This window comes from Microbacterium sp. ARD31 (assembly GCF_031844425.1).
Window position 1 is genome coordinate 94989 of the sequence record NZ_JAUZVE010000018.1, and the last position, 14225, is coordinate 109213.

Genomic DNA, 14225 nt, shown 5'->3' on the forward strand with positions numbered 1-14225 from the left:
GCACACACCCCGATGGTCACCGAATGTGTGGCCACGTATGGTGGTGTCTCACTAGTGGAACGTCGACTGTCAGCTGGTTCGGGAGCTTCTCCCGGGCTGGTTGGTCATCTGCCTGGTATTGGCTGGGGGATGGTTGAGCACACTGTTGGGTCCTGAAGGATCAGCCGGCCAGAGCAATCTGGTGACCAGAGTGATCTGGTGGCCAGAGGGTTCTGGTGGTTGGGCTTCTGGATGTCTCCCTTCGTCTGAGATCCTGGGTGCTGCCGCGTTCGTGTGATGAGCGTGGTGGCGGGGGTTGAGGGGGTTGGTGGGGTTGTTGTTTGAGATCTGCATAGTGGACGCGAGCATCTTTGTAGCTAGTTCAATCTAGTTGCGTTGCCGGCTCACCTCGTGATTGTGGGGTGGGTTGGTGTGTGTTGTTTTGACGTTGTTGAGACAAGCTATGAAGGGCACATGGTGGATGCCTTGGCATCAAGAGCCGATGAAGGACGTTGGAGCCTGCGATAAGCCCTGGGGAGTTGGCAACCAAGCTGTGATCCGGGGGTGTCCGAATGGGGAAACCCAGCACGAGTCATGTCGTGTTACCTGCACCTGAATATATAGGGCGGGTAGAGGGAACGTGGGGAAGTGAAACATCTCAGTACCCACAGGAAGAGAAAGCAACCGCGATTCCGTTAGTAGTGGCGAGCGAAACCGGAACAGGCTAAACCTAGCGTGTGTGATAGCCGGCAGGCGTTGCACGTTGGGGGTTGTGGGACCGCTCACTCTCATCTGCCGGTGAGGGACAGAGTAAGAAACCAGTGTGGAAGTCGAAGTCGGTTGGAAAGCCGTACCGTAGAGGGTGATAGGCCCGTAGACGTAAGACGCTGGCTCTGGAGCGTGTTCCCAAGTAGCACGGGGCCCGAGAAATCCCGTGTGAATCTGTCAGGACCACCTGATAAGCCTAAATACTCCCAGATGACCGATAGCGGACAAGTACCGTGAGGGAAAGGTGAAAAGTACCCCGGGAGGGGAGTGAAATAGTACCTGAAACCGTTTGCTTACAAACCGTTGGAGCACCCCTGGTAGGTGTGACAGCGTGCCTTTTGAAGAATGAGCCTGCGAGTTAGCGATATGTGGCGAGGTTAACCCGTGTGGGGTAGCCGTAGCGAAAGCGAGTCTGAATAGGGCGATTCAGTCGCATGTCCTAGACCCGAAGCGAAGTGATCTATCCATGGCCAGGCTGAAGCGACGGTAAGACGTCGTGGAGGGCCGAACCCACTTAGGTTGAAAACTGAGGGGATGAGCTGTGGATAGGGGTGAAAGGCCAATCAAACTTCGTGATAGCTGGTTCTCTCCGAAATGCATTTAGGTGCAGCGTTGCGTGTTTCTTGCCGGAGGTAGAGCTACTGGATGGCCGATGGGCCCTACAAGGTTACTGACGTCAGCCAAACTCCGAATGCCGGTAAGTGAGAGCGCAGCAGTGAGACTGTGGGGGATAAGCTTCATAGTCGAGAGGGAAACAACCCAGACCACCAACTAAGGTCCCAAAGCGCGTGCTAAGTGGGAAAGGATGTGGAGTTGCTGTGACAACCAGGAGGTTGGCTTAGAAGCAGCCACCCTTGAAAGAGTGCGTAATAGCTCACTGGTCAAGTGATTCCGCGCCGACAATGTAACGGGGCTCAAGCACGCCACCGAAGTTGTGGCATTGACATTATTGGTAGGCCTTCGTGGTCCAGCCGTGTTGATGGGTAGGAGAGCGTCGTGTGGCCAGCGAAGCGGCGGTGTGAACCAGCCGTGGAGGCTACACGAGTGAGAATGCAGGCATGAGTAGCGAAAGACGTGTGAGAAACACGTCCTCCGAAAGACCAAGGGTTCCAGGGTCAAGCTAATCTTCCCTGGGTAAGTCGGGACCTAAGGCGAGGCCGACAGGCGTAGTCGATGGACAACGGGTTGATATTCCCGTACCGGCGAAGTTGCGCCCATGACGAACCTGGTGATGCTAACCACCCGAAGCATCTCGGACCGGACCCTTCGGGGCGAGGCCGTGGTGTGGAGCGTGGGACCCGAGCTGGTAGTAGTCAAGCGATGGGGTGACGCAGGAAGGTAGCCCAACCCGGGCGATGGTTGTCCCGGGGCAAGTGCGTAGGCCGAGAGATAGGCAAATCCGTCTCTCATTCAGGCTGAGACACGATGCGGATAAAAAGTGGGTGATCCTATGCTGCCAAGAAAAGCATCGACGCGAGGTTCTAGCTGCCCGTACCCCAAACCGACTCAGGTGGTCAGGTAGAGAATACCAAGGAGATCGAGAGAATCGTGGTTAAGGAACTCGGCAAAATGCCCCCGTAACTTCGGGAGAAGGGGGGCCATCCACTTATACGGACTTGCTCCGGAAAGGGTGTGGTGGCCGCAGAGACTAGTGGGTAGCGACTGTTTACTAAAAACACAGGTCCGTGCCAAGTCGCAAGACGATGTATACGGACTGACGCCTGCCCGGTGCTGGAAGGTTAAGAGGACCGGTTAGCCGCAAGGCGAAGCTGAGAATTTAAGCCCCAGTAAACGGCGGTGGTAACTATAACCATCCTAAGGTAGCGAAATTCCTTGTCGGGTAAGTTCCGACCTGCACGAATGGCGTAACGACTTCCCAACTGTCTCAACCGCGAACTCGGCGAAATTGCATTACGAGTAAAGATGCTCGTTACGCGCAGCAGGACGGAAAGACCCCGTGACCTTTACTACAGCTTGGTATTGGTGTTCGGTGTGGCTTGTGTAGGATAGGTGGGAGACTGTGAAGCGGTGACGCCAGTTACCGTGGAGTCGTTGTTGAAATACCACTCTGGTCACTCTGGATATCTAACTTCGAACCGTAATCCGGTTCAGGGACAGTGCCTGGTGGGTAGTTTAACTGGGGCGGTTGCCTCCCAAAAAGTAACGGAGGCGCCCAAAGGTTCCCTCAACCTGGTTGGCAATCAGGTGGCGAGTGTAAGTGCACAAGGGAGCTTGACTGTGAGACTGACAGGTCGAGCAGGGACGAAAGTCGGGACTAGTGATCCGGCAGTGGCTTGTGGAAGCGCTGTCGCTCAACGGATAAAAGGTACCTCGGGGATAACAGGCTGATCTTGCCCAAGAGTCCATATCGACGGCATGGTTTGGCACCTCGATGTCGGCTCGTCGCATCCTGGGGCTGGAGTAGGTCCCAAGGGTTGGGCTGTTCGCCCATTAAAGCGGTACGCGAGCTGGGTTTAGAACGTCGTGAGACAGTTCGGTCCCTATCCGCTGCGCGCGTAGGAAATTTGAGAGGATCTGACCCTAGTACGAGAGGACCGGGTTGGACGAACCTCTGGTGTGCCAGTTGTTCTGCCAAGAGCACCGCTGGTTAGCTACGTTCGGGATGGATAACCGCTGAAAGCATCTAAGCGGGAAGCCGGCCTCAAGATGAGGTTTCCCACCACACAAGTGGGTAAGGCCCCCCACAGAACATGGGGTTGATAGGCCGGAGGTGTACAGCAGTAATGCCCAGCCGACCGGTACTAATAGGCCGAGGGCTTGTCCCAACCACGTACAAGACCACACACACGTGTGCAGCGCACCCACGAACCACGCAACAAGCTTGTTCGCGTCCACTACGCAGTTCCCAACCAACAAACCCAACCCCAACAACAACTGGGGGGTTTGAGACGGTTGAAAGAGTTACGGCGGCCATAGCGAAACGGGAAACACCCGGTCCCATACCGAACCCGGAAGTTAAGCCTTTCAGCGCCGATGGTACTGCAACCGAGAGGTTGTGGGAGAGTAGGACGCCGCCGGACATACATTGTGGAAGTGGGGTCACCTTCGGGTGGCCCCACTTCTGCATTTCCGCCCCTTTCGCGCTCGGGGCGACCGGGCCACGTCGTGTCCACAGACGACGGCTGGGAGCGGCTCTCCACATGAATGCCCGCTCTCGGGCCGGCGGTGTCCGTCCGGGCCGCGAGGCTGGTGCGCCAGGAGGTGCACTGTGGAGAAGACACAGATCAAGGAAGACGCCGTCGACGAGGTCGCGGCGAACGACGTACGACTCGTGGGTCGGGTGACCGGTCAGCCGGTCGCGGTCGAGCTGCCGAGCGGAGACGTCCTGGTGACGTTCCGGATCTCGGTGCCGCGCGCCGGGCGCGCGGGTGTGTCCGGACGTGCGCAGGGCGTGGACTCGGTGCCTTGCACGGCGTGGGGTCCCCGGATCAGGCGCAGCGTGCTCCGGTGGCGTGCGGGCGACCTCGTGGAGGTCGGGGGCGCCGTGCGGTGCCGCTTCTTCCAGGCGGGTGGCGCGACACGGTCGCGGGTGGAGGTCGAGGCGTCGAGCGCCAGGATCATCCGCCGGTCACCGGCCGCATGAGCACCCCGAGGCTCGGCTTGGGCTGGAACGACGTGGCCTTCTCGGGCAGCAGCCCCCCGGACTCGATCAGGGTCTGCACCTGCTCGAAGTCGGGGCTGGGGAGCAGGACCGCGGGCGCGCTCGGTGAGGCGGCCGCGAGTGCGTCGTCGACGTTGTGGTGGTGCTGGATCTTCCGCACGGGTGCTGCCAGCCTCGGCAAGGCACGTTCGTGGAGCCAGGCGACCGCAGCCTGCCGGTCGAGGTCGCGGGGCGCGGCGGTGTGCCAGGCGTCGCCGTCGGTGAGCACCAGGTGCGTGCTGTCCAGAGCGCTGAGCGCGTGCTGACGGCTGCTCGGCGTGATCTCGGCGCCCGCGGCCGCGACCGCGGCGACGAGGTCGGCCAGCGTCGTACCTGCCAGCGTCCGGTGGATGGCACCGAGGAAGAGTGGGGTGTCGTCCTGGTCCACGACCATCGCCAGGCCGGCGTCCCACGCGGTCCCGGGATTCTCCTCCTGCAACCGCAGGTAGGCGGCGTAGCGGTGGTGGCCGTCCGCGAGCAGGCACCTCGTCCGGGACAGCGACGCCGCGATGGTGTCGAGCTGCGCGGGGTCCCGGACGGCCCAGATGCGCTGGCGTTGCCCGGTGCGGTCGAGGTAGCGCCAGCTCGGTTCGCTGCGGGCGACCTCGGCGACCAGCACGCGCAGGGCCGGGTCGCCGTGGTGGACGAGCAGGATCGGGGCCGGGTTGAGGTCCATCTGGAGCATCCGGTCGGCCAGCTCGCCCGCCTGCTCGGGGTGGATGGCCTCGTGCGGCCACACGGCGCGGTCGGCCGGGGCGTCCGCGCGTCGGGACATGTCGAGTGCTCCGACGAGGCCGCGCACGGTGAGGCCTCCGGCGGTGTACTCGTGGAGGTAGATCGCGGGCTCGGGGTCGGAGATGGCACGGCCCTGGTCGATCCAGGTGGTGAGGCGTGCGGCGACGTCGCGGTAGGGTCGCGCCAGCGCTCGAGCCGATGCCGGGTCCCCGACGCGCTCGGGAGCCAGCATGACCGCCCGGAACGGGTGGAGCGTGAGGGGCTTCGCGACGTACGGGGGCACGACGGTGAAGTCCATCGGAGCATCGTAGGGGGGCGCTGGTCACCGTCAGGAGAGGGGTGGAGCATGCTCGAGGAGTCGACGACCCCGCTCCTGGAGGCCCACGACCTGGTCATGTTCGACCTCGACGGCGTGGTCTACGTCAGCGGGCATGCGATCGACGGCGTGGCCGATCGGATCGAGAGGGTCCGGGCGTCCGGCGCCCACGTCGCGTTCGTGACCAACAACGCCTCCCGCACCCCCGACCAGGTGGCGCAGAAGCTGGTGGGTGTCGGGGTGGCCGCCGAGGCGACCGACGTGGTCACCTCGGCGCAGGCGGCAGCACGGTTGCTGGCGGAGCAGCACGGGGCAGGAGCGCGGATCCTCCTGCTCGGCGGTGAAGGGCTCGAGGTGGCGCTGACGGCGGCCGGCCTCGAGCCCGTGCGCGACCCCGAGGGTGCGGTCGCGGTGGCGAGCGGGTACGGACCCGACGTGCGGTGGCGCGAGATCATGCGGGTGGCCACGTTGGTGCGTGACGGCCTGCCCTACGTCGCCAGCAACGCCGACCTGACGATCCCCACCTCCTACGGCCTGGCTCCCGGCCACGGGGTGCTCGTCCGCACCATCACCGGCTTCGCCGGCGTGGCGGCGACGGTGGCAGGCAAGCCGGAGAAGCCGCTGATGGAGGAGACCGTGCGACGGGTGGGTGGCGACCGGCCGATCATGGTCGGCGACCGGCTCGACACCGACATCGAGGGAGCACACGCGATCGGCGTACCGTCCCTGCTGGTGCTGACGGGTGTCACGTGGCTCGAGCAGCTCGTGGCGGCGACGCCGGAACTGCGCCCGACGTACCTCTCCCCGACGCTAGAGGGGCTCTTCGAGCCGCATCCCGTGCCGAGCCAGGAGGGTGACGCGGTGCGGCTCGGCGGCTGGACCGCGACGGTCGAGGACGGGCGACTGGTGGTCGCGGGCGAGGGCAGCGACGCCGACTGGTGGCGCGTCGCGGCGGTCGCCGGGTGGCGCCACCTCGACGCATCCGGCACCCCGGTCGACGTCCTCGACACGACCCCGCCCGGGCCGGTCCGGCAGCTCGGTGCCGAGTAGGCTCGCGGCCATGGAGAAGGCTCCCGACGCCACGACCACCGAGCCCGACGAGGCGCCCGGTGCTCCGTCCGACGAGCGTGCCTCCGGGTCCCGCCCGCCGGTCGACTACGAGCCGACGGGCATCGAGGCCGTCGACCGGGTCCTGGCCGAGGTCGCCGGCATCGCCGACCGTCCGGTGGGGGAGCACGTCGAGGTGTTCGAGCGCGCTCACGAGCAGCTGCGTCGGGCGCTCGACGCCCGGCCCGACGCCCGGCCCGGCCCGGGCGCCGACGACGGACAGGGCGCCTGACGCACCGTGCCACCACGACGACTCCGACTCGACCAGGAGCTGGTCCGTCGCGGCCTGGCCCGTTCGCGCGAGCACGCGAGCGAGCTGGTGGCCGCCGGACGGGTGACGGTCTCGGGTGCGCCGGCCACCAAGCCGGCGACGGGCGTGACCACGGACGTCGCGATCGTGGTCCGGGAGGATCCCACCTCGGTCGACTACGTCTCCCGCGGGGGCCACAAGCTCGCGGGCGCCCTCGCGGCGTTTGCCGAGCACGGCTTGGACGTCGCGGGCAAGCGTTGCCTGGACGCGGGGGCCTCGACCGGCGGCTTCACCGACGTGCTGCTGCGGGCCGGAGCGCGTGAGGTGGTCGCCGTCGACGTCGGCTACGGACAGCTGGCCTGGTCGCTGCAGAGCGACGAGCGGGTGGTCGTCCACGACCGCACCAACATCCGGGAGCTCACCCCGGAGATCGTGGGGGAGCCCGTCGACCTCGTCGTCGGCGACCTGTCCTTCATCTCGCTGGCGCTCGTGCTGGACCCGCTGCTGTCGGTGACCCGTGAGGACGGCGCGCTGGCCCTGATGGTCAAGCCGCAGTTCGAGGTCGGCAAGGAGCGCGTCGGCAAGGGCGGCGTGGTGCGCGACCTCGCCCTGCGGGCCGAGGCCGTCACCACCATCGCCGACCTGGCCGCCGAGCGCGGGTGGGGTGCCGTGGCGGTGACCGTGAGCCCGCTGCCCGGACCGTCGGGCAACGTCGAGTTCTTCCTGCTGCTGCGCCACGGCGAGGCTCGGGTGGACGCCGCGGACATCCGCGCAGAGGTCGATCGCGCGGCCTCGCTGGGGGTGGCGGGTGAGAGGGTGGACCCGTGACTGTCGACAGCCCGGTGCGCCGCGTGCTCGTGCTCGCCCACACCGGACGTGCCGAGGTGCGCGAGGTCGCGCGGGAGTGCGTCCAGGCGCTGACCCAGCACGGGATCGCCGTACGCCTCCTGGCTGACGAGGCCGCCGACCTCGGACTGGGTGCGGACCCGCTCGGCGAGGGTCTCGTGGAGACCACCCTGGCCGAGGACGTGCCCGGTGAGGGCTGCGAGCTGGTCCTGGTGATCGGCGGGGACGGCTCGATCCTGCGCGCCGCCGAGCTCACCCACGCGACCAGCACGCCCCTGCTCGGCGTGAACCTCGGCCACGTCGGGTTCCTGGCCGAGGCCGAGCAGGAGGACGTCGAGTCCACGATCAGTTCGATCGTCCGCCGTGCCTACACCGCCGAGGATCGGCTGACCCTCGACGTGCGCGTGGTCAACGGCAAGGACGTCGTCTTCTCCACCTTCGCGCTCAACGAGGCCAGCGTCGAGAAGGCGGCCCGCGAGCGGATGCTCGAGGTCGTCGTCGAGGTGGACAACCGGCCGCTGTCGCGGTGGGGCTGCGACGGTGTCGTGTGCGCCACCCCTACCGGGTCGACGGCCTACAACTTCAGCGCCGGAGGACCCGTCGTGTGGCCCGAGGTGGAGGCCTTGCTGATGGTGCCCCTGAGCGCGCACGCGCTGTTCGCCCGGCCGATGGTCGTGGCGCCGACCTCGGTGCTCGCCATCGAGGTGCTGGCCAACACCGAGGGGTCCGGGGTCCTGTGGTGCGACGGACGGCGCTCGGTCGACCTGCCGCCGGGCGCCCGGATCGAGGTGCGTCGGGGTGAGCGGCCGGTGCGGCTCGTCCGGCTCCACGAGGCTCCGTTCACCGACCGCCTGGTGGCGAAGTTCGACCTGCCGGTCGAGGGGTGGCGTGGCGCCGCCGAGCGCCGGCGCCGGGAGAACGGTGACGCCGATGCTTGAGGAGCTGCGGATCAGCTCGCTCGGCGTGATCGACTCCTCCACGCTCGAGCTCGGACCCGGGCTGACGGTCATCACCGGTGAGACCGGTGCCGGCAAGACGATGGTGGTGACCGCCCTCGGCCTGCTGCTCGGCGGACGCGCCGACTCCGGAGCCGTGCGATCCGGGGCGAAGCAGGCCCGGGTCGAGGGCGTCGTCGCCGCCCGTCCGCTCCGCGACTTCCGCGCGGCCGTGGAGGACGTCGGCGGCGAGGTCGAGGACGACCAGGTGGTGCTGGCCCGCAACGTCGCGGCGCAGGGACGCTCGCGTGCGTGGGTGGGCGGCGCCGCGGTGCCGGTCACGACCCTCGCGGAGCTCGCCGAGCCACTCGTCGCCGTGCACGGCCAGTCCGACCAGCACCGGCTGCTGAGGGCCGGCGCCCAACGTGCCTCGCTCGACCGGTTCGGCGGGGCCGCGCTGTCAGAGACGGCGGCGGCGTACGCCACCGCGTGGGCGGAGCTCGCCCAGACCGAGCGCACCCTCGCCGAGGTGGTCGGCTCGGCGCGCGAGCGCGCCCGCGAGGCCGACCAGCTGCGCTTCGGGCTGGCCGAGGTCGAGGCCGTCGACCCCCGGCCCGGTGAGGACGCGGAGCTGGCGTCGGAGGAGAGCAGGCTGGGGTTCGCCGACACCCTGCGCACGGCCGCCGAGCAGGCGCGCGAGGCGCTCTCCAGCGACGAGGGCGCGGTGGACGCGCTCGCCACCACCGGGGCGGCCCGTCAGGCGCTCGAGGGCGTCCGCGAGCACGACACCACCGCCGGCGAGCTCGCCGACCGTCTCGCCGAGCTCAACCACCTCCTGGTCGACCTGGCCGGGGACGTCGCGTCCTACGCCGCGTCGCTGGAGACCGACCCGACCCGGCTGGCAGCGGTGTCGGAGCGCCGGGCGGCGCTGACGGCACTCACCCGGAAGTACGGCGAGACGATCGACGAGGTGCTCGCCTGGGCGGAGGAAGGCGCGAAGCGGCTGCTCGACCTCGAGGACACCGACGGGCAGATCACCGAGCTCGAGGCCCGCCGCGACCGCATCCGCGGCGAGCTGGCCGGGCTGGCCGCGCGGCTGAGCGACCAGCGGACGGAGGCGGCGGGCCGCCTCGGCGAGGCGGTGAGCGACGAGCTCACCTCGCTGGCCATGCCCCACGCGACCGTCAGCATCTCCGTCACCCAGCAGGAGGTGCCGGCGCCTGCGACGCCGTCCGGCCCGGTCCTGCTGGTCGGCGACCGCTGGCTCCGGGCGACCTCGCAGGGCGTCGACGACGTCGAGTTCCTGCTCGCCGCAAACACCGGCGCCGACGCACGCCCGCTCCACAAGGGCGCGTCCGGCGGTGAGCTCTCCCGGGTGATGCTCGCCCTCGAGGTCTCCCTCGCCGAGACCGGCTCCGTGCCGACCTTCGTCTTCGACGAGGTGGACGCCGGGGTCGGCGGGCGCGCCGCGATCGAGGTGGGCCGCCGCCTGGCCGCACTCGCCCGCACCTCCCAGGTCCTGGTCGTGACGCACCTGCCGCAGGTGGCGGCGTACGCGGACCGCCACGTCGTGGTGCACAAGTCCAGCGACGGGTCCGTCACGACGTCCGGCCTGGTCACCCTCGACGAGGACAGCCGCGAGCAGGAGCTGTCGCGGATGCTGGCCGGCGTCGAGGACTCCGAGAGTGCCCGCGCCCACGCTCGCGAGCTGCTCGACGCCGCCGCGCCCGAGCGGGCGTGCCTCCCCGAAGGGCAGGGACGCGGCTGAGACCATGGCGCGGTCATGAAGTTCGCAGTCCGCTCCCGTCCAGCCCCCGCCCTCCCGGGCGTCCACGGGCCAGCCCGCGTCCACCGGCGCACGGCCAGCGTCCTCGGCCGACTCCAGGCCGGTGACGTCGCCGTCATCGACCACACCGACATGGACCGCGAGACCGCGCAGTCGTTCGTGGACGCCGGTGTCGTGGCCGTGGTCAACGCCGGGCCGATGATCTCCGGCCGCTACCCCAACCTCGGTCCCGAGCGGCTCGTCGAGGCGGGCGTGCTCGTCGTCGACGGCGCCGGCCCCGAGGTGTTCGACCGGGTCAAGGACGGCGCCCCCCTCCGCATCGACGGGGGAGCGGTCCACGTCGGCGACGACCTGGTCGCCACGGGTCGCGAGCTCACCGAGGAGCTGGTCCGCAAGGAGATGGGGGAGGCGCGCAGCGGCCTCGCCGCCCAGCTGGAGAGCTTCACCCACAACACCACGGAGTTCCTGCGTCGCGAGCAGGACCTGCTGCTGCACGGGCACGGTGTCCCGAGGACCGCCACCGAGATGGCCGGGCGACCGGTGGTGGTCGCCGTCCGCTCGCACGGGTGGGAGGACGAGCTGCGCGGGATCAAGCCCTTCGTGCGCGAGCAGCGACCTGTGCTCATCGGCGTCGACCGTGGTGCCGACGCCCTCGTCAGCGCCGGGCACCGGCCCGACGTCGTGGTCGTCACCGGCGGCAGCGACGACCTCCCCAGCGCCGCGGTGCTCCGCAAGGCGCGTGACGTCGTGGTCCTCGTGGAGCGCGGCGCGCCCCGCAGCGTCACCGAGCCGTTCGAGCGGATCGGCGTGCGCGCCCTCCGCTTCGAGACGACCGCCACGACCGAGGACGCCGCACTGTTGTTGGCCTCCGCGCGTGAGGCGGCCCTGATCGTCGGCGTCGGCATGCACGCCACGCTCAGCGAGTTCCTCGACCGCCGTCGGGCCGGGCTCGCCAGCACCTTCCTGACCCGGCTCAAGCTCGGCCCGGACCTCGTGGACGCCGCCGCGCTGCCCCGGCTGTACGACGGTGCCGTCCGGCCACGCCACCTGCTCGGCGCCGTCGTCGCCGGCGTGCTCGCGGTCGGCGCGGCCGTCAGCGTCACCCCGGTGGGCCAGCAGTGGGTCGACGACGCGTCGCCGGCCGTCTCCCGCACCACCTCAGACCTGCTCGACAACGTACGAGGAATTCTCCCGTGATCACCCTGCGTCACCACGTGCTCACCATCGTCGCCGTCTTCCTGGCCCTCGCGGCCGGGATCGTCCTCGGCGGCGGACCGCTCTCCGACGTCGGCCCGACGGTCGCGACCGCCGGGAAGGACAAGGAGGCCGCGCCTGCCGCGGAGAGTGCGCAGGCGAGCTACAACGAGTCGTTCCTGTCCGCCGTCGGTCCCTCGATGCTGGGCGGCCGCCTCGCCGACCGGTCGGTGGCCGTGGTGACCGTGCCGGGCGCCGACGAGCGCGTCGTGACGGCCCTGGCCGAGGGCATCTCCGCAGCCGGCGGCTCGGTGAGCGCCCGCTACTCCCTGACCGAGGACCTCGTCGACCCGTCGCAGAAGTCGCTGGTCGACACCCTCGGCAGCCAGCTGCTCACCCAGCAGGCGAAGGACGCGGTCGACGCCGAGGCGTCGACGTACGACCGCATGGGGCAGCTGATCGGGCTCGCCGTGGCCAGCAAGGTCCCCGAAGGGGAGGACGTCAACGGCAAGGCCCGCGCGATCCTGGACGCGGTGACCGGCGCCGGCCTCGTGGCCGAGCCCGGCAAGGTCGCGACGCGAGCACCCCTCGTGCTGCTGGTGCTCGGCACCGACGCCGACGACGAGGGGGCTGACGCGGTGCTGGCCGGCCTCGCAGGAGGACTCGGGCGTCAGGCCACGGGAGTCGTGGTCGCCGGCACGACCGACGACGGCGGGTCGGGCCAGCTCGGCCGGCTCCGGGGTGACCCCGCTGCCGCCTCCGTCGCGAGCGTCGACGGCATCGACACGACCGCCGGCCGGGTGGCGACGGTCGTCACCCTGCAGCGTGCACTCGGCACGCAGGGTGGGTCCTTCGGTGCGTCGGGTTCGGACGGACCCCTTCCTCTCGGGTAGGATCGAAGCCCGTGAAGAGCCGCACGCCGACCAAGCACGTATTCGTGACCGGAGGCGTCGCCTCCTCCCTCGGCAAGGGGCTCACCGCCTCCAGCCTGGGCAACCTGCTCAAGGCGCGCGGACTGCGCGTCACGATGCAGAAGCTCGACCCGTACCTCAACGTGGACCCGGGGACGATGAACCCGTTCCAGCACGGTGAGGTCTTCGTGACCAACGACGGCGCCGAGACCGACCTCGACATCGGCCACTACGAGCGCTTCCTCGACACCGACCTGAACCAGATCGCCAACGTCACCACCGGGCAGGTCTACTCGACGGTGATCGCCAAGGAGCGCCGCGGCGACTACCTCGGCGACACCGTCCAGGTCATCCCGCACATCACCAACGAGATCAAGGACCGCATCCTCGCGATGGGCGGCCCGGACTTCGACGTGGTGATCACCGAGATCGGTGGCACCGTCGGCGACATCGAGTCACTGCCGTTCCTCGAGGCGGCGCGCCAGACGCGCCACGAGATCGGCCGCGACAACTGCTTCTTCATCCACGTCTCGCTGGTGCCCTACATCGGCCCGTCCGGCGAGCTGAAGACCAAGCCGACCCAGCACTCCGTGGCCGCGCTGCGCTCGATCGGCATCCAGCCGGACGCGATCGTGTGCCGCGCCGACCGCGAGCTCCCCGAGGGCATCAAGCGCAAGATCGCGCTGATGTGCGACGTCGACGACGACGCGGTCGTGACCGCCGCGGACGCGCCGTCGATCTACGACATCCCCAAGGTGCTGCACCGCGAGGGCCTCGACGCCTACGTCGTACGCCGCCTCGACCTGCCGTTCCGCGACGTGGACTGGACCAACTGGGACGACCTGCTGCGCCGCGTGCACCACCCGTCGGAGGAGGTCACCGTCGCGCTCGTCGGGAAGTACATCGACCTGCCCGACGCCTACCTCTCGGTCAGCGAGGCGCTGCGTGCCGGCGGCTTCGCGCACGAGGCCAAGGTCAACATCCGCTGGGTCGCCTCCGACGAGTGCGAGACCGACGCGGGGGCTGCCAAGCACCTCGCCGACGTCGACGCGGTGCTCGTGCCGGGCGGCTTCGGCGTGCGCGGCATCGAGGGCAAGCTCGGTGCCCTGCGTTACGCCCGAACCCACGGCATCCCCACCCTCGGGCTGTGCCTGGGCCTGCAGTGCATGGTGATCGAGTACGCCCGCAACGTCGCCGGCCTGGAGAAGGCCGGCTCGACGGAGTTCGACCCCGACACGGTGGAGCCGGTGATCTCGACCATCGAGGAGCAGAAGAAGTACGTCGAGGGCGCCGGCGACCTCGGCGGCACGATGCGGCTCGGCCTGCAGCACGCCGAGCTGGCCGAGGGCAGCGTGGTGCGCGCGGCGTACGGCACCGGCACCATCGAGGAGCGCCACCGCCACCGCTACGAGTTCAACGACGCCTACCGCGAGACCCTCGCGAAGGCCGGACTGGTGTTCTCGGGCATCAACCCCGACCTAGGCCTGGTGGAGTTCGTCGAGCTGCCGGCCGACGTGCACCCGTACTACGTCGCGACCCAGGCGCACCCCGAGCTGCGCTCGCGCCCGACCCGGCCGCACCCGCTGTTCGCGGGGCTCATCGGTGCCGCCATCGATCGCCAGCGCTCGGAGCGCTTCCCGATCGACGAGTCGGGCCTGCGCCGCAAGGACGAGGCCGAGGCCTGAGCCTCGGACGGGCACTTCCAGCGCGAGGAAGTGCCCGGTCAGCGCCGGCCAG

The 14225-nt window shown here is 68.7% G+C and carries 10 protein-coding genes and 2 rRNA genes; 11 read left to right on the forward strand and 1 reads right to left on the reverse strand.

The genetic code is table 11. The features are described 5' to 3' along the window. Nucleotides 1–433 precede the first annotated feature (433 nt). The 3 genes from Q9S36_RS30000 (at nt 434) to Q9S36_RS30010 (ending at nt 4351) form a co-directional block, all read left to right on the forward strand. Nucleotides 434–3533 (forward strand): 23S ribosomal RNA (locus tag Q9S36_RS30000). Nucleotides 3534–3670: 137 nt separating this feature from the next. Then, nucleotides 3671–3788: ribosomal RNA gene (gene rrf / locus Q9S36_RS30005) — 5S ribosomal RNA — on the forward strand. A 188-nt stretch (nt 3789–3976) separates the two neighbouring features. Next, on the forward strand, nt 3977–4351 hold the full coding sequence (locus Q9S36_RS30010; RefSeq protein ID WP_311288495.1) for a single-stranded DNA-binding protein: 375 nt from the start codon (nt 3977–3979) through the stop codon (nt 4349–4351). Here the strand turns inward: Q9S36_RS30010 and Q9S36_RS30015 are convergent. Then, on the reverse strand, nt 4326–5441 hold the full coding sequence (locus Q9S36_RS30015) for a DUF1015 family protein (RefSeq protein WP_311288496.1): 1116 nt from the start codon (nt 5439–5441) through the stop codon (nt 4326–4328). The two genes, Q9S36_RS30010 and Q9S36_RS30015, sit on opposite strands and share 26 nt — an antisense overlap. A 48-nt stretch (nt 5442–5489) precedes the next feature. Between Q9S36_RS30015 and Q9S36_RS30020 the strand changes: the two genes are divergently transcribed. From Q9S36_RS30020 to Q9S36_RS30055, 8 genes are read left to right on the forward strand one after another with little or no spacing between them, the layout of a single operon-like run. After that, nucleotides 5490–6509, forward strand: coding sequence for an HAD-IIA family hydrolase (locus Q9S36_RS30020; protein ID WP_311288497.1), 1020 nt, complete (start codon nt 5490–5492; stop codon nt 6507–6509). 10 nt (nt 6510–6519) lie between these two features. Next, entirely contained in the window at nt 6520–6798 is a 279-nt protein-coding gene (locus tag Q9S36_RS30025; RefSeq protein ID WP_311288498.1) for a hypothetical protein, read from the forward strand. Nucleotides 6799–6804: 6 nt separating this feature from the next. Continuing rightward, a complete protein-coding gene (locus Q9S36_RS30030; protein WP_311288499.1) occupies nt 6805–7644 on the forward strand; it encodes a TlyA family RNA methyltransferase in 840 nt (279 codons plus the stop codon). Continuing rightward, nucleotides 7641–8600: an NAD kinase gene (locus Q9S36_RS30035; protein ID WP_311288500.1), complete on the forward strand. Its 960-nt coding sequence runs from the start codon at nt 7641–7643 to the stop codon at nt 8598–8600. Before Q9S36_RS30030 ends, Q9S36_RS30035 begins: the two co-directional genes overlap by 4 nt. Further along, complete coding sequence (recN, locus tag Q9S36_RS30040; RefSeq protein ID WP_311288501.1) at nt 8593–10365, forward strand: DNA repair protein RecN; 1773 nt, start codon at nt 8593–8595, stop codon at nt 10363–10365. The genes Q9S36_RS30035 and recN overlap by 8 nt, the downstream gene beginning before the upstream one ends. Before the next feature lie 15 nt (nt 10366–10380). Next, the gene (steA, locus tag Q9S36_RS30045; protein WP_311288502.1) at nt 10381–11580 is read left to right on the forward strand and encodes a putative cytokinetic ring protein SteA; all 1200 of its coding nucleotides are present in this window, start codon (nt 10381–10383) and stop codon (nt 11578–11580) included. Beyond that, nucleotides 11577–12470 carry a copper transporter gene (locus tag Q9S36_RS30050; protein WP_311288503.1) on the forward strand — a complete coding sequence of 298 codons (894 nt, stop codon included), beginning with the start codon at nt 11577–11579 and terminating at the stop codon, nt 12468–12470. Before steA ends, Q9S36_RS30050 begins: the two co-directional genes overlap by 4 nt. A gap of 11 nt (nt 12471–12481) precedes the next feature. After that, nucleotides 12482–14173 (forward strand): CTP synthase, encoded by a 1692-nt coding sequence (locus Q9S36_RS30055; RefSeq protein WP_311288504.1) that lies wholly within the window; start codon nt 12482–12484, stop codon nt 14171–14173. Nucleotides 14174–14225 lie beyond the last annotated feature (52 nt).

What these genes read in the sequence shown, in the direction of transcription:
- recN (WP_311288501.1), top strand. Translation starts at nt 8,593, where the DNA reads ATGCTTGAGGAGCTGCGGATCAGCTCGCTCGGCGTGATCGACTCCTCC.
- steA (WP_311288502.1), top strand. Translation starts at nt 10,381, where the DNA reads ATGAAGTTCGCAGTCCGCTCCCGTCCAGCCCCCGCCCTCCCGGGCGTC.
- Q9S36_RS30025 (WP_311288498.1), top strand. Translation starts at nt 6,520, where the DNA reads ATGGAGAAGGCTCCCGACGCCACGACCACCGAGCCCGACGAGGCGCCC.
- Q9S36_RS30020 (WP_311288497.1), top strand. Translation starts at nt 5,490, where the DNA reads ATGCTCGAGGAGTCGACGACCCCGCTCCTGGAGGCCCACGACCTGGTC.
- Q9S36_RS30015 (WP_311288496.1), bottom strand. Translation starts at nt 5,441, where the DNA reads ATGGACTTCACCGTCGTGCCCCCGTACGTCGCGAAGCCCCTCACGCTC.